General features: G+C 57.2%; 19 protein-coding genes. 10 read left to right on the top strand and 9 right to left on the bottom strand.

Annotation, left to right across the window (positions count from 1 at the left end; genetic code table 11):
* Positions 1-5 precede the first annotated feature (5 nt).
* From ruvA to aspS, 5 genes are all read right to left on the bottom strand, one after another.
* Entirely contained in the window at positions 6-620 is a 615-nt protein-coding gene (ruvA, locus tag ACLIBF_RS08530) for a Holliday junction branch migration protein RuvA (protein ID WP_031377445.1), read from the bottom strand.
* Positions 621-715: 95 nt separating this feature from the next.
* A complete protein-coding gene (gene ruvC, locus ACLIBF_RS08525) occupies positions 716-1243 on the bottom strand; it encodes a crossover junction endodeoxyribonuclease RuvC (protein ID WP_031377446.1) in 528 nt (175 codons plus the stop codon).
* A gap of 37 nt (positions 1244-1280) precedes the next feature.
* On the bottom strand, positions 1281-2024 hold the full coding sequence (locus tag ACLIBF_RS08520) for a YebC/PmpR family DNA-binding transcriptional regulator (RefSeq protein ID WP_031377447.1): 744 nt from the start codon (positions 2022-2024) through the stop codon (positions 1281-1283).
* A gap of 233 nt (positions 2025-2257) precedes the next feature.
* Positions 2258-2689, bottom strand: a complete 432-nt coding sequence (gene nudB, locus ACLIBF_RS08515; RefSeq protein ID WP_031377448.1) for a dihydroneopterin triphosphate diphosphatase — start codon at positions 2687-2689, stop codon at positions 2258-2260.
* Positions 2689-4467: an aspartate--tRNA ligase gene (gene aspS / locus ACLIBF_RS08510; RefSeq protein ID WP_046288271.1), complete on the bottom strand. Its 1779-nt coding sequence runs from the start codon at positions 4465-4467 to the stop codon at positions 2689-2691. Before aspS ends, nudB begins: the two co-directional genes overlap by 1 nt.
* Positions 4468-4687: 220 nt before the next feature.
* On the opposite strand from aspS, the gene ACLIBF_RS08505 reads away from it, so the two are divergent.
* From ACLIBF_RS08505 to cmoB, 4 genes are all read left to right on the top strand, one after another.
* Positions 4688-5509 (top strand): DUF72 domain-containing protein, encoded by an 822-nt coding sequence (locus ACLIBF_RS08505; RefSeq protein ID WP_069728573.1) that lies wholly within the window; start codon positions 4688-4690, stop codon positions 5507-5509.
* Between the two features lie 68 nt (positions 5510-5577).
* Entirely contained in the window at positions 5578-5973 is a 396-nt protein-coding gene (locus tag ACLIBF_RS08500; RefSeq protein ID WP_031376661.1) for an MAPEG family protein, read from the top strand.
* Between the two features lie 81 nt (positions 5974-6054).
* The gene (gene cmoA, locus ACLIBF_RS08495) at positions 6055-6783 is read left to right on the top strand and encodes a carboxy-S-adenosyl-L-methionine synthase CmoA (RefSeq protein ID WP_031376660.1); all 729 of its coding nucleotides are present in this window, start codon (positions 6055-6057) and stop codon (positions 6781-6783) included.
* Entirely contained in the window at positions 6780-7748 is a 969-nt protein-coding gene (gene cmoB, locus ACLIBF_RS08490) for a tRNA 5-methoxyuridine(34)/uridine 5-oxyacetic acid(34) synthase CmoB (RefSeq protein WP_031376659.1), read from the top strand. The genes cmoA and cmoB overlap by 4 nt, the downstream gene beginning before the upstream one ends.
* 16 nt (positions 7749-7764) lie before the next feature.
* Here the strand turns inward: cmoB and ACLIBF_RS08485 are convergent, their stop codons facing one another.
* Positions 7765-8388: a LysE family translocator gene (locus ACLIBF_RS08485; protein WP_448309525.1), complete on the bottom strand. Its 624-nt coding sequence runs from the start codon at positions 8386-8388 to the stop codon at positions 7765-7767.
* A 137-nt stretch (positions 8389-8525) separates the two neighbouring features.
* On the opposite strand from ACLIBF_RS08485, the gene ACLIBF_RS08480 reads away from it, so the two are divergent.
* Positions 8526-9623 (top strand): glycerol dehydrogenase, encoded by a 1098-nt coding sequence (locus tag ACLIBF_RS08480; RefSeq protein WP_031376657.1) that lies wholly within the window; start codon positions 8526-8528, stop codon positions 9621-9623.
* Between the two features lie 33 nt (positions 9624-9656).
* Here the strand turns inward: ACLIBF_RS08480 and ACLIBF_RS08475 are convergent, their stop codons facing one another.
* Positions 9657-10505 carry a hypothetical protein gene (locus ACLIBF_RS08475; RefSeq protein WP_046288269.1) on the bottom strand — a complete coding sequence of 283 codons (849 nt, stop codon included), beginning with the start codon at positions 10503-10505 and terminating at the stop codon, positions 9657-9659.
* Positions 10506-10772: 267 nt separating this feature from the next.
* On the opposite strand from ACLIBF_RS08475, the gene ACLIBF_RS08470 reads away from it, so the two are divergent.
* A complete protein-coding gene (locus ACLIBF_RS08470) occupies positions 10773-11471 on the top strand; it encodes a DUF421 domain-containing protein (RefSeq protein ID WP_279809750.1) in 699 nt (232 codons plus the stop codon).
* Positions 11472-11473: 2 nt separating this feature from the next.
* Positions 11474-12205, top strand: a complete 732-nt coding sequence (locus tag ACLIBF_RS08465) for a DUF421 domain-containing protein (protein ID WP_052720594.1) — start codon at positions 11474-11476, stop codon at positions 12203-12205.
* Between the two features lie 126 nt (positions 12206-12331).
* Here the strand turns inward: ACLIBF_RS08465 and cutC are convergent, their stop codons facing one another.
* Positions 12332-13084 (bottom strand): copper homeostasis protein CutC, encoded by a 753-nt coding sequence (cutC, locus tag ACLIBF_RS08460; RefSeq protein ID WP_046288268.1) that lies wholly within the window; start codon positions 13082-13084, stop codon positions 12332-12334.
* An 85-nt stretch (positions 13085-13169) separates the two neighbouring features.
* Here cutC and ACLIBF_RS08455 point away from each other — a divergent pair, with 85 nt between their 5' ends.
* Positions 13170-14315 carry a MalY/PatB family protein gene (locus tag ACLIBF_RS08455; RefSeq protein WP_279810402.1) on the top strand — a complete coding sequence of 382 codons (1146 nt, stop codon included), beginning with the start codon at positions 13170-13172 and terminating at the stop codon, positions 14313-14315.
* Here the strand turns inward: ACLIBF_RS08455 and ACLIBF_RS08450 are convergent.
* Positions 14312-14872: a VOC family protein gene (locus ACLIBF_RS08450; protein ID WP_046288266.1), complete on the bottom strand. Its 561-nt coding sequence runs from the start codon at positions 14870-14872 to the stop codon at positions 14312-14314. The genes ACLIBF_RS08455 and ACLIBF_RS08450 overlap by 4 nt on opposite strands.
* A gap of 314 nt (positions 14873-15186) precedes the next feature.
* Here ACLIBF_RS08450 and ACLIBF_RS08445 point away from each other — a divergent pair, with 314 nt between their 5' ends.
* Positions 15187-15309, top strand: coding sequence for a hypothetical protein (locus ACLIBF_RS08445; RefSeq protein ID WP_009089698.1), 123 nt, complete (start codon positions 15187-15189; stop codon positions 15307-15309).
* Positions 15310-15517: 208 nt separating this feature from the next.
* Positions 15518-17248 carry an arginine--tRNA ligase gene (argS, locus tag ACLIBF_RS08440; protein WP_448309524.1) on the top strand — a complete coding sequence of 577 codons (1731 nt, stop codon included), beginning with the start codon at positions 15518-15520 and terminating at the stop codon, positions 17246-17248.
* The last annotated feature ends 40 nt before the right edge of the window (positions 17249-17288 follow it).

Below are 17288 nucleotides of genomic sequence, written 5' to 3'. Positions count from 1 at the left end.
TTACCTCAAATGGCGGCGCGTAGCGCTTCGCGGATCAGCGTTTCGCAATCCGCATCCGGTCGACCGACTTTACTGATCATACGACTGGCTTCCTGCGGTTTATAACCCAGCGACACCAGCGCTGCAACCGCTTCGGCTTCGGCATCGTTGGTTTCCGGTTCGGCATTCGGCGTGGTAAGCGTAAAGGCGGAATCGCCGCCAAACAGATCGCCGTGCATCCCCTTGAAGCGGTCCTTCATCTCGACCACCAGACGCTCAGCGGTCTTCTTGCCTACGCCCGGCAGTTTCACCAGCGAGGCAATTTCCTCTTTCTCGACCGCAGTAACGAACTGCTGCGCCGACATGCCAGAGAGGATCGCTAACGCCAGTTTCGGGCCGACGCCATTCACCTTAATCAACTCACGAAACAGCGCACGTTCCTGCTTGCTGTTGAAGCCGAACAGCAGCTGCGCATCTTCGCGCACCACGAAGTGGGTAAAAATCACCGCTTCGTGATTCAGTTCAGGCAGCTCATAAAAACAGGTCATTGGCATATGGACTTCATACCCTACGCCGTGTGCCTCAAGCAGCACCAGCGGCGGCTGCTTTTCCAGAATATTGCCCCGTAAACGACCTATCACCTGAATGCTTCCTTAACCAACCAATGTGGCGGATTTTATAACATAAAAAAGGCTGGATGAATATCCAGCCTGTGCGTGTGCCGGCAACCGCGCGGCTAACCTGAACGTAAACGCCCGCGGGTCAGCACCAGCTTGCTGTCGCTCATCCGTGCGGCATTCTGCGACACGTGGCAATGTGTAATGGCGATTGCCAGCGCATCGGCAGCATCGGCCTGCGGGTTGGCGGGCAGCTTCAGCAGGGTGCGCACCATGTGCTGCACCTGGCTTTTTTCGGCGCTGCCAATCCCGACTACCGTCTGTTTAACCTGACGCGCGGCGTACTCAAACACCGGCAGATCGTGATTGACCGCGGCGACAATGGCCGCGCCACGTGCCTGGCCCAGTTTCAGCGCAGAATCCGCGTTCTTCGCCATGAACACCTGTTCGATGGCGAAGTAATCGGGCGAAAACTGGGTGATGATCTCGCAGACGCCCGCATAAATTAACTTCAGACGGGCGGGCAACTCAGTGGTATTAGTGCGGATACAGCCGCTGCCCAGATAGGTGAGCTGGCGGCCGGTCTGACGAATGACACCATAACCGGTGATGCGCGAACCGGGATCGATACCCAGAATAATCGACATTAAGCCTCTCCGGTTAAGGGGGTGCGGGTCAGCGCCATTACAGCGTTTCCGCCACCTCGTCGGAGATCTCACCGTTGTGATAAACCTCCTGCACATCGTCGCAATCTTCCAGCATGTCGATCAGACGCAGCAGTTTCGGTGCCGTTTCCGCATCCATTTCCGCTTTAGTAGACGGGATCATCGACACTTCAGCGGTATCCGCTTTCAGGCCGACCGCTTCCAGCGCATCACGCACCGCGCCCATCTCTTCCCAGGCGGTGAAAACGTCAATCGCGCCATCGTCGTAGCTGACCACATCTTCAGCTCCGGCTTCCAGCGCAGCTTCCATCACCGCATCTTCATCCTGACCCGGCGCATAGGAGATCACCCCTTTTTTGCTGAACAGGTAGGCAACAGAGCCGTCAGTACCGAGGTTACCGCCGGTTTTGGTGAAGGCGTGACGCACTTCGCCCACGGTACGGTTGCGGTTGTCGCTCAGGCACTCGATCATGATGGCCGAGCCGCCCGGACCGTAGCCTTCATAGATGATGGTTTCCATGTTGGCGTTGTCATCACCGCCGACGCCGCGCGCGATGGCGCGATCCATGGTTTCACGCGTCATGTTGTTGGAGAGCGCTTTGTCCATTGCGGCACGCAGGCGTGGGTTCGAGCCCGGATCGCCGCCGCCCAGTTTGGCCGCCGTCACCAGTTCACGAATGATCTTGGTGAAAATTTTGCCCCGCTTCGCGTCCTGTGCCGCTTTACGGTGCTTGGTATTTGCCCACTTACTATGTCCTGCCATGTTACTTTTTCTCCGAACTTAGCATGGTGCAGGCTATCCTGCCGCCGGGCTTGTCCCGCTGGCCGGCTCGCAACTCACGTACACAGTACGCTGGCTACGTCGCGCTGGCGGTGAACAACCTCACGGCACCGGGTACGCCTGACTGTTCAATACGTTGGTGTAGTCCTGTTAAAACTCACCAGATTCATAAATTTAATCGATTCGCCGCCGGAAAAATGCGCGGCAGCAGCGATTCAGGTAAATTCTTCAATCGCCTGGCGATTACTCCAGGACTTGGTGAGCGCAGCCGCTTCTGCCGGTGCCAGCCAGCGAAACGCCAGATGCTCGGTCAGTGCAATTGCCCGCTCTGCTGGCAACCGCAGCCGGAACCAGTGTTCGTGATTATGGGTGACACCGGGTGCGTAGCGATGGCGATAGTGCGGAAAGATTTCAAAGTCGATCTGACGCTGACAATCTTCCACCTCCAGCCGTTCCGCCAGCACGTCAATGCCCAACTCCTCGCCCACTTCACGCCGGGCAGCGGCCAGCGGCGTTTCATCCGCCTCCAGGCTGCCGGTTACCGACTGCCAGAAGGCCGGATCGTCCTGCCGCTGCAGCATTAACACCCGGCCAGTGTCGCGCGCCACAATGACCACCAGCACTGAAACCGGATGTTTATAGCCCATTATTTAGTCTCAGGCTTTTCTTTTTTTACCACCTGAATGCCCAGCTCCAGCAGCGAGGCGGGATTCGCTTCGCTTGGGGCTTCGGTCATCAGGCAGGCCGCAGCGGTGGTTTTCGGGAACGCAATCACGTCACGAATGTTATCGGTACCGGTCAGCAGCATGGTCAGACGATCCAGACCAAATGCCAGGCCCGCGTGTGGCGGCGTACCGAACTTCAGCGCATCCAGCAGGAAGCCAAACTTCTCGCGCTGCTCATGCTCTTCAATACCCAGAATGCTGAACACCGTCTGTTGCATTTTGCCGTTGTGGATACGCACCGAGCCGCCGCCGACTTCATAGCCGTTTATCACCATGTCATAGGCGTTAGCCACTGCACGGGTCGGATCGGCGGCCAGCTCATCGGCGCTCATCTCTTTCGGCGCGGTGAACGGATGGTGCATCGCCGCCAGGCCGCCCTCTTCGTCCTCTTCAAACATCGGGAAGTCGATCACCCACAGCGGAGCCCAGGCTTTCTCATCGGTGATGCTCAGATCGCGGCCCACTTTGAGACGCAGTGCACCCAGCGCATCGGCCACCACTTTGGCGCGATCGGCACCAAAGAAGATGATGTCGCCATCCTGCGCGCCGGTGCGGCTCAGAATGCCTTCGACGATCTCTGCGTTGAGGAACTTCGCGACCGGACTCTGCACCCCCTCCAGTCCATCAGCACGCACGTTGACTTTCATCCACGCCAGACCTTTGGCGCCATAAATCTCAACGAATTTGCCGTATTCATCAATCTGCTTACGGCTCAGCTGCGCGCCAGCTGGCACACGCAGTGCCGCCACGCGGCCTTTGGCATCGTTCGCCGGACCCGCGAAGACCTGGAATTCGACATTTTTCAGCAGGTCGCCAACGTCCACCAGCTCCATCGGGTTACGCAGGTCGGGCTTATCGGAGCCGTACCGGTGCATCGCTTCGGCAAAGGTCATCTGCGGGAACTCACCGAGATCCACACCCTGTACCGCCTGCCACAGATTACGGATTAAACGCTCCATCACCTCACGCACCTGCGGCGCGGTCATGAAGGAGGTTTCAACGTCGATCTGGGTAAATTCCGGCTGACGGTCGGCGCGCAAATCTTCGTCACGGAAGCATTTAACAATCTGGTAGTAGCGATCGAAGCCCGACATCATCAGCAGCTGTTTGAACAGCTGTGGCGACTGGGGCAGCGCATAGAACTTGCCTTTATGAACCCGGCTTGGCACCAGATAGTCGCGCGCGCCTTCCGGCGTGGCTTTGGTCAGCATCGGGGTTTCGATATCGAGGAAGCCTTCATCGTCCATAAAACGGCGCACGAAGCTGGTGATTTTCGCGCGGGTTTTCAGGCGGGTCACCATCTCAGGACGACGCAGGTCCAGATAGCGGTACTTCAGGCGCGCTTCTTCGCTGTTGTTCTGGTTAGCATCCAGCGGCAGCGGCTCAGAACGGTTGATGATGTTCAGCGCATGGGCAAACACTTCGACTTCGCCGGTCGCCATCTCGCTGTTTTTATTCTTATCGTCACGGGCACGCACGGTACCGGTAATCTGGATACAGAATTCGTTACGCAGTTCAGAAGCCAGCTTAAACGCGTCCTGACGATCGGGATCAAAAAATACCTGCACGATGCCTTCACGGTCGCGCATATCGATAAAAATCAGGCTTCCCAGATCGCGACGGCGGTTTACCCAGCCGCAAAGAGTGACTTGCTGACCCACATGAGACAGATTGAGCTGTCCGCAATATTCTGTACGCATAACACTATCCTTTTAACTTCGCCGCTGCAGCTGACAGCATCCGGCCGCGTAACCTGATGCGATGCTGTCGCAAAAATGGCGGTCATTATAATGGAAAAAGGCAAACAGGATAAGTAGAGCCGCGCCAAAGCGGCGATTTCATCCGCAGCGGGCCTGTTTGCACCGGGGCGTGACCTTAGAGGATAATCGCAAATCTTAACTCAGAGCCAGGAGAGAGGGTGTGACACTTCGTATTGGCCTGCCCCAGTGGCAGCATTCGCACTGGAAACGCTGGGGCATTGAGAGCCTCGCGGATTATGCCCGCTATTTTCACTGTGTCGAAGGCAATACCACGCTGTACGCGCTGCCGACAGCCGATACCGTGCTGCGCTGGCGTGAGATGACCCACGACGACTTTCGCTTCTGCTTTAAGTTTCCCAATACCATCAGCCATCAGGCGGCGCTGCAGCACAGCGACGATCTGCTGACCGACTTTCTGCGCCTGATGGAGCCGCTGGCCGATCGTATCGGTCAGTACTGGCTGCAACTGCCCGCCACCTTTTCGCCAGCGCAGCTTAACGATCTCTGGCGCTTTCTGGACAGCCTGCCCGCGCGTTTTCAATACGGAGTCGAAGTGCGTCACGCGGCGTTCTTTGCCAAAGGTGAAGCCGAGCGGGCGCTGAATCGCGGTCTGCTGGCGCGCGGCATTAACCGGGTGGTGCTGGACAGCCGCCCGGTCCACGCCTCAACCTCGCAAAACACGGCGGCGCTGGCGGCGCGCGCGCAGAAGCCCCGCGTGCCGCCGCATGCTGTACGCACCGGCTCGCAGCCGATGGTGCGGTTTATCGGCAGCGACAGCGTCGAAGAGAGCGTGCCGCTGTTTCAGATCTGGCGGCCAAAGTTAACCGAATGGCTGCAACAGGGCGACGCGATGCTGTTTCTGCACACCCCGGATATGGGCCAGGTATTTCCACTGGTGCAGGCGTTATGGCCGCAGTTGCAACAGATTGATCCGCGGATTGGCAGCGGTCCCGACTGGCCGCAACAGGATTCACTGTTTTAATCAGTGGACAGGACAGCGCCCTCCGCGCTGGTTAGAATAGCCGCCTTACTGATGCTGATGGAGTCACAATGGTTAGCGCGTTATACGTGGTGTGGGGTGCGTTGCTGGTCATGAAGTTTACGCTGGATGTGGTGCGTTACCGCCGCTTCTATCGGGTGGCGTATGGCGATGGGGGTTATCATGATTTAAAAATGGCGATACGCATTCACGGCAACGCCATTGAAACCATCCCGCTGGCGCTGCTGTTGCTGGTGATGATGGAGATGAATGGTGCCGATATCTGGATGGTGCACCTCACCGCCCTGCTATTTTTTATCAGCCGCCTGCTGCACGCCTGGGGTCTGCGCCACAGCGCCATGCCGGGCCGCAAATATGGCATGCTGCTGACGCTGTTTTCGTTGTGCGGCATGGTGATTTTTAACCTGATCTACCTGCCATGGGAACTGGTGGTGACGCTACACTGAGTGTTGCCGGGTTAAGGGGTGCAGCCCGCCCTACTTTCTGCCAGAATAGCGCCCTTTCCGTCGTCTCTTCGGATTTTCGATATGTCTGACCGCGATCAACTCTTCTCAGCGCCCATTGCAAAACTGGGCGACTGGACTTTTGACGAGCGCGTAGCTGAAGTCTTTCCCGACATGATTCAGCGCTCGGTGCCGGGCTATTCCAACATCATCTCGATGATTGGCATGCTGGCAGAACGTTTTGTGACGCCCGACAGCCAGGTTTATGACCTCGGCTGCTCGCTCGGCGCGGCCACCCTGTCGGTGCGCCGCAATATTCAGGTGCCCGGTTGCCAGATCATTGCGGTGGATAACTCCCCGGCCATGGTTGAGCGCTGCCGTCGTCACATTGATGCCTTTCGCGCTGACACGCCGGTAACGGTGCTGGAAGCGGATATCCGCGATATTGCGATTGAAAACGCCTCGCTGGTGGTGCTCAACTTCACGCTGCAATTTCTTGAGCCACCGGCGCGGTTAGCGCTGCTGGAGAAAATCTGGCACGGGCTGAAGCCTGGCGGTGCGCTGGTACTGTCAGAGAAATTCAGCTTTGAAGATGCCGAAGTCGGTGAACTGCTGTTTAACATGCACCATGACTTCAAGCGCGCCAATGGCTACAGCGAGCTGGAGATCAGCCAGAAGCGCAGCATGCTGGAAAATGTGATGCTGACCGATAGCGTAGAAGCGCACAAAGCCCGCCTGAAACAGGCCGGTTTCTCGCACGCCGAACTCTGGTTCCAGTGCTTTAACTTTGGTTCTCTGGTGGCATTGAAATGATCGACTTTGGCCGTTTTTATCAGCAAATTGCCGTGGGTCCGCTGGCGAAGTGGCTGGAAGTTTTGCCGGCGCAAATCAGCGAATGGCAACGGGAAAACCTGCATGGACACTTCCGCGACTGGTATAAATCGCTGGAATATCTGCCGTTGCTCGAACCGCAGCGGCTTGACCTGTTACACAGCGTCAGTGCTGACCGCGATGACATCAGCGATCGCCACCGTCAGGGCATTGAGAAACTGCTGCGCAATCTGATGCCGTGGCGCAAAGGGCCTTACTCACTCTACGGCACCGAAATCAATACTGAATGGCGCTCCGACTGGAAATGGGATCGCGTATTGCCGCATATCTCCTCGCTGGCGGGCCGGACGGTGCTGGATGTGGGCTGCGGCAGCGGTTACCACATGTGGCGGATGATTGGCGCCGGTGCCCATCTGGTGGTTGGTATCGATCCGATGCAGCTGTTTCTCTGCCAGTTTGAGGCAGTACGTAAGCTGCTGAATGACGATCGCCGCGCCCATCTGTTGCCGCTGGGCATTGAGCAGTTACCGGCGCTGCAGGCGTTCGATACGGTGTTTTCAATGGGCGTGCTCTATCATCGCCGTTCCCCGCTCGACCATCTGCTGCAGCTGAAAAATCAGCTGGTGAGCGGCGGCGAACTGGTGCTGGAAACGCTGGTGATCGAAGGTGATGTGAATCAGGTGCTGGTGCCCGGTGAACGCTATGCACAGATGCGCAACGTGTTCTTTATTCCGTCGGCCGAGGCGCTGAAAAGCTGGCTGGAGAAGAGCGGTTTTGTCGATGTGCGCATCGTTGATTTCGCCCGCACCACCACCGAAGAGCAGCGTCGTACCGACTGGATGACCAGCGAATCGCTGGCCGAGTTCCTCGATCCTGACGACGCCAGCAAAACGGTCGAGGGTTATCCTGCCCCGCTGCGCGCGGTGCTGGTTGCCACCAAACCTTAAAATCCTTCCCTGAAGCTTAGCGGCGGGACAAAGCCAGTTTCGCCGCGAAGCCAATGAACACACAGCCGGTCAGGCGATCCATCACTTTCAGCACCCGTGGCTGGCGCAGATGGCGGGCGAAATAGTGGCTGCCACCAATCAGCACCGCATTCCACACCAGTCCCAGCAGCATGTGCGTCAGCGCCATCAGGCTACACCACAGCGCCACCGATGCCCCGGCAGGAATAAACTGCGGCAGAAAACTGACATAAAAGATCCCCACTTTTGGATTCAGCAGGTTGCCCAGCAAACCGCGGCTGAAGCAGGCAAGATAGCCCTGTTGCAGCAGCGGTTGCCCGCTCTGAATCATCGGCTGCTGGCGCGGTTTCAGCAGCAGTTTCAGTCCCAGGTAGAGTAACCACGCCGCGCCCAGCCACTTCAGCAGGTTGTAGGCCATTTCAGACGCCAGCAGCAGCGCGCCTAATCCTAATCCCACCGCGACGCCCCACACCAGACAACCGAGCGTCACGCCCAGCGCCGTTACGCTGGCGCGCTTCGCGCCCTGGGCCACCGCCGAGCGCAACACCAGCGCGGTATCAAAGCCCGGCGTCAGGGTCAGAACAGTAATCGCAAACAGAAAAAAAAACAGCGTGGTGCTCATCAGGATCTCCTGGAAGATGGCGGGCTGGCCGTAGCTTAACAGGGTTCCGGCGACATCTCATTGGTGATTCCCCCGCCCGTTTGCCGACTTTGTGCCAGGCTAACAGCGGTTTATCTTCATATTAAGGAGTTGTGATTATGAGTAAATTTATCTTCTCTTCACCCCGCAAATATGTGCAGGGCGCTGGCGTACTGGATGAGCTGGGGCCTTACATCGCCGAACTGGGTGACAACGCTTTCCTGGTGGCGGATGAAATCGTCTGGAAACTGATTGGCGAGCGCACGCAGCAGGCACTGCAAAAGGCGGGCGTTAATTTTAACTGGCAGCAGTTTAATGGCGAAGCCTCCAGTAATGAGATTACCCGACTGAGCCAGCTGGCGAAAAACCAGGGCTGTAATGTGGTGGTCGGGCTGGGCGGCGGTAAAACGCTGGATACGGTGAAGGCGGTGGCGGATGAGCTGAAGCAGCCGGTGGCGATCGTGCCAACTATTGCCTCAACGGATGCACCCTGCAGCGCGCTGTCGGTGATCTACACCGACAGCGGCGTGTTTGAGAGCTACCGGTTCTACAGTAAAAATCCAGACCTGGTGCTGGTGGATACCGCGGTGTGCGCCAGCGCGCCGGCGCGGCTGTTTGCATCCGGTATCGCCGATGGCCTGGCAACCTGGGTCGAGGCGCAGGCGGTGGCCCGTTCGCACGCCAAATCGATGGTGAACGGTGATCCTACCCTCGCCGGTCTGGCGATTGCCCGCGCCTGTGAAGAGACGCTACTGACCTGGGGCTACAGCGCCTTCGTGGCGGTAAGCGAAAAACGGGTAACGCCAGCGGTCGAGGCAGTGGTTGAGGCAAACACCCTGCTCTCTGGTCTGGGCTTCGAAAATGGCGGTCTGGCGGCGGCTCATGCCATCCACAATGGCTTTACCGCGATTGATGGCGATATCCATCATCTGACGCACGGTGAAAAAGTCGCTTACGGTACGCTGACCCAGATGGTGCTGGAGCGGCGTCCGGACGATGAGATTGCGCGCTACATTCGTTTCTATCGCGCCATCAACATGCCGACCACGCTGAAGGAGTTGCATCTGGAGAATGAGAGCTGGGAAAATCTGGTCAAAATAGGGGCGCTAGCCAACAGCGAGGGGGATACGCTGAAGAACCTGAACCCGAACCTGTCGCCGGAAGATATTGCCCACGCGCTGCTGGCGCTGGATGCGTTCAGTAAGACGGTGGAATAACGCCTCGCGGGCGATGGATAGTGCGATCGCCCGCTACTCTTCTGCCGCAGGCTGGCCCCAGTACTCATATTTATAGGCGGAGCTGAGATGACGTTCGATGGTGCCGCGGGTAAACACTTCGGTTTCGTGCAGGTAGCTCAGGGTACAATTCCCGACCTGATCCCACGACTGACACTCATCGACGGTGCGGATGGTACTCAGCGGCGTGGTCGCGGTGCCGTTCAGGCGCAGCTCCCGCCACTGGTTATCGTAGGTGTAGCTATCGGTGCTGCGGGTTGAGGTGGTGCGGGTCACCAGCCCCTGCGGATTCCAGCGGTAGTGATACTCTCCGTTGGTCAGCTGATCGCTGCCACGCGCCACGCTTTTTTGCAGCCGGAACTGCGGATCGTAACGATAGGTGGTGTCCGTAAAGCCACTGGTGCCCATGCTGGTAAATTTATCCGAGGCGCTGGTGATGTTGCCGTTTTTCCCCTTCTGCCAGTTGATCGTCCCCTGCCGGTTATCGACCACCACCTCTTTTCCCTCTTTCAGCACCTTCACCAGATAGGCATACTCCGCCACCCAGCCACCCTGCACCCGGGCGATGTGCTGCTCCATACTGAGGATCACGTTGCGTTCATTCTTGTCGTAAGTGACATCGGCCACCAGCAGATCGCCGCAGGCATCGAACTGACCCAGCACGCGCTTTTGCGAATTCACATCTTTGCCAAATTCTCCGGCAATCACCTGCTTAACGGCACCCTTTGCGCTGCCGCCCAGCAGGATCCAGTTATTACTGCTGGCAATAGCACCACTGTGCGGGCCGCACTGACTGGCCGCAACCAGCGGAGTGCTCAGACCAGCCAGTAACAGGCTTACAGCAACAATCGGTTCGCATTTCATAAGGTAAGTTCCAGACAACGTTGGGTTAAGTGTAAACGCTGCGGCGGCGAATGGCGGCCTAAGGCAAAAATTTCAGTTGGCCGCCCGCGCCGGTTATTTCGCTGTGAAGCAGTCTCTGCTGTGGGTGCAGAGCGCTGAAGACACCGGGCTTTTTGAGGCTTAAGCCAGACGGCACAAGGGCTGCAGGCCGGTTGACCGTGCGGCAGAATAGATTTCACACGATATACTTTTTCACTCTGCTATTCGTCAATAGGGGTACGGTGAGTCATGAAGCAGGATGAAATCGTGTTGTCCGATATTGCACGTCTGGTTTTTGGTCAGAATCCTCCCACGTTTCTGCTGGAGGTGATTGGGCGCGCAGTGATCTGCTTTGTCCTGATTATTATCGCATTGCGTCTGCTGGGTCGTCGCGTCGCCTCGCAATATACGCTGTTCGAACTGTCAGCGGTGGTCACTCTGGCGGGGACCATGGGCGTCCCGTTGCTGGATGACAAGCGCGGGCTGTTGCCGCCATTGGTGATCATTGCCAGCCTGCTGGCGTTGCAGCATCTTGCCGGCCATCTCAGCATGCGCTCCCGCCGGTTCGATCGTCTGCTGGCGGGTAGCGAACGGGTGGTGCTGGATGAAGGTCGACTGAAGCTGGAGACGCTGCGCGCCACCGTGCTGTCGCGCGAAAAACTGTTCTCACTGCTGCGCGGTCGTGGCGTTCAGCATCTGGGGCAACTCAGCCGGGTATACATTGAGCCTTCCGGTGCATTAACCCTGGTGTGGAGCGATACCCCGCGTCCCGGTCTGGCGATTGCGCCCCGCGGCGATGACGCCCTGATTGCGGCGATGGAAACCGATGAGCATCAGGTCTGCTTTTCCTGCGGTAACCTGGCGGACCGCAATACGCCCGCCGATAGCGCCTGCCACTGTTGCCACGCGCACCACTGGCTCCCCGCCTCAACCTCGCTGGAGGACTAACAATGCGTGACCTTATGCACCGCTGGCTAATCGGTGAAGCGCCCTGGACCTTTGCCGGTGAGGTGCTGCTGCGTTTTTTGTTCATCTATCTGGTTTTACTGCTGGTGCTGCGGCTGATGGGCCGTCGCTTTGCCGGTCAGTTAAGCATTATCGATCTGGCGATAATGATCATGTTGGGTGCCGCGATTGGTGCGCCCTTGCAGACGCCTGAAAAGGGCATTCTGACCACCATCGTGTTGCTGATTACGCTGCTTGGCTGTTTTCGCCTGCTCTCCTGGAGCACCTTTTTCTCGCATCGGCTCGAAGTGCTGACCCAGGGCGATGCCACGTTGCTGGTGATGGATGGACGACTGGCGCTGGAGCATCTGCACCACGCTGAATTTTCGCGCGATCGGGCATTCTCGGAACTGCGTTCAATGGGCGTTCAGCATTTGGGTGAGGTCCGGCGCGCCTGGCTGGAACCGTCTGGCCGGGTCAGCCTGTTGCTCTATCAAAAGCCGCGTAGCGGACTGTGGCTGCTGCCTGAACAGAATGAGACCTTCAACCAGCATATAGCGGTGGATGGCTGTTTCGCCTGTGGTCACTGCGGTTACGTGGTGCAGAGTGAGCAGCAGCCTGACCAGCAGTGCGACTACTGCGGCCAGCGGGCGTGGCGTCAGGCCGTGAAGCGGCTCGGGGTGGAGAAAATCTACCACCCGCATCAGAAGGAGCATCCGCGCGAAGCCGGTGAATAGAAGCCGGTGAATAAAGGAAAAAAGAGGAACTGCAGGCAAAAAGAACCCCAGCAAGCATACTGGGGTTTGGTACTTGCAAACATCACGTCAATGATCGGCGTGCTGCGCGGCAAAATCGGAAGTGATTCAGGCCACCCGGACGGTGCTCATCTGCATCACGCTTTTCATCGCCTCCACCACATCGCCATCAACGCAATAGCGGCTGAACTCATCGGTTTCGGCTTCAGAACACATGGAAACACCCGCTTTGCGGTAGCGCATCGGCGAAGCGATCAATCGGCTTGCCGAGCTATGGACTTCACGTATTCCCATGTCGAGGAACTTTTGCAGGTTACTCAGACGAACACCGGCACCTGCCATAATGATAGGACCCGTGCTCACTTCATTAAGTTCCTTCAGCAGTGCAATTCCATTCTCCGCGCTCTGCTGCTGCCCTGAAGTCAGAATGCGGGCTACGCCAAGATCGGTCAACTCCTCCAGCGTGCGTTTCGGACTATGGCAGAGGTCGAAGGCACGGTGGAAGGTCACCGCCAGGCCATCGCACAGCGCCATGATTTGCCGCATCTGCCCACGATGGACGTGCGCATCTTCGTCGAGCATGCCGATCACCAGGCCCGGAAAGCCGAGTTCGCGAATCAGGGCTACGTCAGATTTCATCGCCTCGAATTCACGTGCGGTATAGCAAAAGTCGCCGCCGCGCGGCCGGACGATGGGATGAACCGGAATTGAAACTTCACGCCGGGCAGCATTCAGCATGCCGGCGGACGGGGTTAAGCCCCCTTCACGTGGCGCGGCACAGAGTTCAACCCGATCGGCGCCGGCCTGCTGCGCGGTCACTGCGCAATCCACGCCATAGCAGCAAATTTCCAGTGTGGTCATTCTCTTCTCCTTTACATGACTCTGGTTCAAGGCAGATTCATCAGTTAGTCTGGCTGCTGGAATGAGTTTACCGGGAAAGTTAACTATGGCATTCAATTTCGACCAACGGATAGACCGTCGTCACAGCGATAGCCTTAAATGGAACAAATATGCGGACCAGGACATTCTGCCGTTGTGGGTGGCAGATACCGATTTTCGATCGCCTGATTGTGTCATCGAAGCGATAAAAGCCCGTGCCGAACATGGCATTTTTGGTTATGGCGATAAGCCCACTGGTTTTATCGACAGCGCCGTGGAGTGGCTGGCCTCGCGCTATAACTGGCACGTTAATCCCGAGTGGATTGTGGTACTGCCGGGCGTGGTGTGCGGGTTAAATCTGGCAGTACGGGCATTCACCGCGCCGGATCAACTGACCATCGCCCCCACGCCAATCTATCCGCCCTTCCGTAGCGCGGCAAAACTGGCGGAGCGCGGGCAACTGAATCTGCCGCTGAGCCTGCAACAGGGACGCTGGCTGCTGGATCTGGCGGCGGCCGACGGTCAGATGACCGGTAAAGAGCGGCTGCTGATGCTGTGTAACCCACAGAATCCGGGCGGAACGGTCTACCGCCATGACGAACTGCAGGCGCAGCTGGAATTTGCCCGGCAGCATGACCTGATTGTCTGTTCCGATGAAATCCACAGTGATTTGCTGCTGGAGCCCGGCGTACAGCATATTCCGTTTGCCAGCCTGAGCGAAGAGGCCGCCCAGCGCTCTGTTACGCTGATGTCGCCATCCAAGAGCTTTAACATCGCCGGTCTGGGTGCCTCGATGGCGATCATCCCCAACGCTGAACTGCGCGCCCGCTTTAATAAGATGAGACGGGGCATTGTGCCAGATGTCGATATTCTGGCCTTAGCGGCGGCGGAAGCCGCCTGGCGCGACGGCAGTGCCTGGCTCAGCGCGCAGAATGCCTACCTGCGCAGCAACCGTGACTGGCTGGTGTCGCAGGTCAACAAGCTGCCCGGCTTATCCCTGACCGCACCGGAGGCGAGCTACCTCGCCTGGATCGATGCGCGCGGTCTCGGGGTAGCCAGTCCGGCGCTCTACTTTGAAAAACATGGGCTGGGACTGTCAGCAGGACGTGAATTTGGCAATGACCAGTTTGTCCGTCTTAACTTTGGCTGTACCCGCGCCCTGCTGGATGAAGCGGTCGCCCGACTGCAGCGCGCCGTTGCCGCCCGGCCTTAATCCTGCTCGCTGGCGACAATCTCTTCCAGTCGCCATGGATGAAATTTAATCGTTGTCTGCCCATCCGTCACCGCCAGGGTCGGATTGGGCAGACGCTCATTTTCGCCCTGTGGCGAGCTGGTCTTGAACGAAATCCCCGGCTGCGTCAGCGCCTCATCCGATAATAACGCCATGGCACGCACGCCCAGCGTCTGATGATCGCCGCGCAACACCACCTCGACATGCTCCCATCCCTCATGACGGTAACGCTTCTCGCCCGGCCACGGCAGTTCGACCACATCCAGCGCCCAGCCCGCCACCTGCAACGGTTGATGCAGTTTAAACAGGCAAATTGGCCGGCCATTAATCATCGCCTGAGAAAACTGGGTGCCAATCTGCTGCAGCCCTTGCTGCCAGCGCACTGCGGTCGCGTCCTGATGACAACGCACTGCAATATGATCGGCTTCAAGATCGTTAAGGCATAAACCCAGTCGCTGGGCAAAATTTTGCAACGATTCTTCAAAACGTTGCAAATCTGTCTTTAAATCGTCCAATTCAGCGGGAAAAGGTCTGGTCACAACGGTAAATCCTCTCGATTTGTTTAATCTTTTTTAACATTAGAACCTGTTGCCTGCTCTGCCCTGAGCGCCACAAAATGATCAGATTCATCTTATTTAGCCCATTATTTCCGGCAAAAGCGTATAAGAACAGCTTTCAATTCGGATTAATCCCCTCTTTAGGTCCATGAGTTAATTGATGAAAGTGACCTAAGCCTATGATTTTAATCACCTTCTTTAATACAATAAGATAACTCTTATTTGACAGTGAAACAATTGCAGCCACCCCCTGTTTCTTATAAATTTGACCTAACACAACCAAAAGGAATGGCTCTATGTCTATGCTCATCGTTGTCGCTGTCCTGATCGCACTGATGGGATTTGCAATTTCCCGCCATTGGAAGGTGCGTGAAGATAAAAGCGTCAAGAACCCTCGCCGTCACCTGCGACGTCGTTAACGCCACAGGGAAACATCTTCGGCTCTGTTTCCCCGCTTCATCCAACTGCTGACGCCCACTGACATTTCACGTATACTTTTCCCCTCATTTTTTTCCATTTTGTCTGCGCCCTCCACTGCTGTCGCGCCATTGCGCAGTGCTGCCAGGCAAGATGATGACGGCTCGGATCCAGTGATTCGGGCGTTGTTCAGCACATGAAGGTAACCCGGTGAATATTCAGTCTCTTCTTTCCGCAAAAGTCAGTCAGGCAATGGTTTTAGCCGGCGCTCCCGCCGATTGCGAACCGCAGGTTCGTCAGTCCGCCAGGGTCCAGTTTGGTGATTATCAGGCCAACGGTATTATGGCCGTGGCGAAAAAGCTGGGGCAAGCACCGCGACAATTAGCGGAAGCAGTGATCAAGCATCTCGACCTGACCGGCATCGCCAGTAAAGTTGAAATTGCCGGACCGGGCTTCATTAACATTTTCCTCGATCACCAGTGGCTGGCGACCAATGCGCGTGAAGCGCTGAGCCTGCCGCGCCTCGGTGTACAGCAGGTTGAACCGCAGAACATCGTGGTCGATTACTCTGCACCCAACGTGGCCAAAGAGATGCACGTCGGCCACGTGCGCTCCACCATTATTGGCGATGCCGCGGTCCGGACGCTGGAGTTTCTCGGCCATCGGGTGATTCGCGCCAACCACGTCGGCGACTGGGGCACACAGTTTGGTATGCTGATCGCCTTCCTTGAGAAGCAGCAGAACGAGCATCACGCTGAAATGGCGCTGGCCGATCTGGAAGCGTTCTACCGCGAAGCCAAGCGTACCTACGATGAAGACCCGGCGTTTGCCGAACGCGCACGCAGCTACGTGGTCAAACTGCAGGGCGGCGACGAATATTGCCGTCAGATGTGGAAAAAGCTGGTCGACATCACCATGAGTCAGAACCAGAAAATTTATGACCGCATGAATGTCACCCTGACGCGTAAAGATGTGATGGGTGAAAGCCTCTACAACGATATGCTGCCAGGCATTGTCGCTGACCTGAAGCAAAAAGGGTTAGCGGTAGAAAGTGAAGGCGCTACCGTGGTGTTCCTGGATGAGTTCCAGAACAAAGAAGGCGAACCGATGGGCGTGATCATCCAGAAAAAGGATGGCGGCTATCTCTATACCACCACCGACATCGCCTGTGCCAAATACCGCTATGAAACCCTGAAAGCCGATCGGGTGCTCTACTACATCGATTCACGTCAGCATCAGCATCTGATGCAGGCCTGGACCATCGTGCGCAAAGCCGGTTATGTTCCGGAGTCAGTACCGCTGGAGCACCACGCCTTCGGCATGATGCTGGGCAAAGATGGTCGTCCTTTCAAAACCCGCAGCGGCGGCACCATCAAGCTGGCCGATCTGCTTGATGAAGCCTATCAGCGCGCCTATAACCTGGTTCGTGAAAAGAACCCGGAGATGAGTGAAGAGGAAGTGAAAACGCTGGCGGAAGTCGTCGGCATCAGTGCCGTGAAGTACGCTGACCTGTCAAAAAGCCGCACCACCGATTACATCTTTGACTGGGATAACATGCTGGCATTTGAAGGCAATACCGCGCCTTACATGCAGTACGCTTACACCCGTGTGCTGTCGGTATTCCGTAAAGCGGGCATTGATGCCGCAGCGCTGGACGCAGAGATTGTGATCAGCGAAGAGCGTGAAGCGCAACTGGTAACCCGCCTGTTGCAGTTCGAAGAGGTGATCACCCAGGTTGCGCGTGACGGCACGCCACACGTGATGTGCGCCTATCTGTACGATCTGGCGGGTCTGTTCTCCGGTTTCTACGAGCACTGCCCGATCCTGACCGCCGAATCGGACGCTACCCGCCTGAGCCGACTGCAGCTGGCGGCGCTGACCGCGAAGACGCTGAAACAGGGTCTGGATACGCTGGGTATCGATACCGTCGAACGCATGTAAACCGCCTGCGGCGCTGCGGCAGACGATAACCGTTGCCTCA

The organism is Pantoea sp. PGP6, from assembly GCF_053474785.1.
This window is presented reverse-complemented; position numbering and strand designations above follow the sequence as displayed.

What these genes read in the sequence shown, in the direction of transcription:
- ruvC (WP_031377446.1), bottom strand. Translation starts at nt 1,243, where the DNA reads ATGTCGATTATTCTGGGTATCGATCCCGGTTCGCGCATCACCGGTTAT.
- ACLIBF_RS08520 (WP_031377447.1), bottom strand. Translation starts at nt 2,024, where the DNA reads ATGGCAGGACATAGTAAGTGGGCAAATACCAAGCACCGTAAAGCGGCA.
- nudB (WP_031377448.1), bottom strand. Translation starts at nt 2,689, where the DNA reads ATGGGCTATAAACATCCGGTTTCAGTGCTGGTGGTCATTGTGGCGCGC.
- aspS (WP_046288271.1), bottom strand. Translation starts at nt 4,467, where the DNA reads ATGCGTACAGAATATTGCGGACAGCTCAATCTGTCTCATGTGGGTCAG.
- ACLIBF_RS08500 (WP_031376661.1), top strand. Translation starts at nt 5,578, where the DNA reads ATGGTTAGCGCGTTATACGTGGTGTGGGGTGCGTTGCTGGTCATGAAG.
- cmoA (WP_031376660.1), top strand. Translation starts at nt 6,055, where the DNA reads ATGTCTGACCGCGATCAACTCTTCTCAGCGCCCATTGCAAAACTGGGC.
- cmoB (WP_031376659.1), top strand. Translation starts at nt 6,780, where the DNA reads ATGATCGACTTTGGCCGTTTTTATCAGCAAATTGCCGTGGGTCCGCTG.
- ACLIBF_RS08485 (WP_448309525.1), bottom strand. Translation starts at nt 8,388, where the DNA reads ATGAGCACCACGCTGTTTTTTTTTCTGTTTGCGATTACTGTTCTGACC.
- ACLIBF_RS08480 (WP_031376657.1), top strand. Translation starts at nt 8,526, where the DNA reads ATGAGTAAATTTATCTTCTCTTCACCCCGCAAATATGTGCAGGGCGCT.
- ACLIBF_RS08475 (WP_046288269.1), bottom strand. Translation starts at nt 10,505, where the DNA reads ATGAAATGCGAACCGATTGTTGCTGTAAGCCTGTTACTGGCTGGTCTG.
- ACLIBF_RS08470 (WP_279809750.1), top strand. Translation starts at nt 10,773, where the DNA reads ATGAAGCAGGATGAAATCGTGTTGTCCGATATTGCACGTCTGGTTTTT.
- ACLIBF_RS08465 (WP_052720594.1), top strand. Translation starts at nt 11,474, where the DNA reads ATGCGTGACCTTATGCACCGCTGGCTAATCGGTGAAGCGCCCTGGACC.
- cutC (WP_046288268.1), bottom strand. Translation starts at nt 13,084, where the DNA reads ATGACCACACTGGAAATTTGCTGCTATGGCGTGGATTGCGCAGTGACC.
- ACLIBF_RS08455 (WP_279810402.1), top strand. Translation starts at nt 13,170, where the DNA reads ATGGCATTCAATTTCGACCAACGGATAGACCGTCGTCACAGCGATAGC.
- ACLIBF_RS08445 (WP_009089698.1), top strand. Translation starts at nt 15,187, where the DNA reads ATGTCTATGCTCATCGTTGTCGCTGTCCTGATCGCACTGATGGGATTT.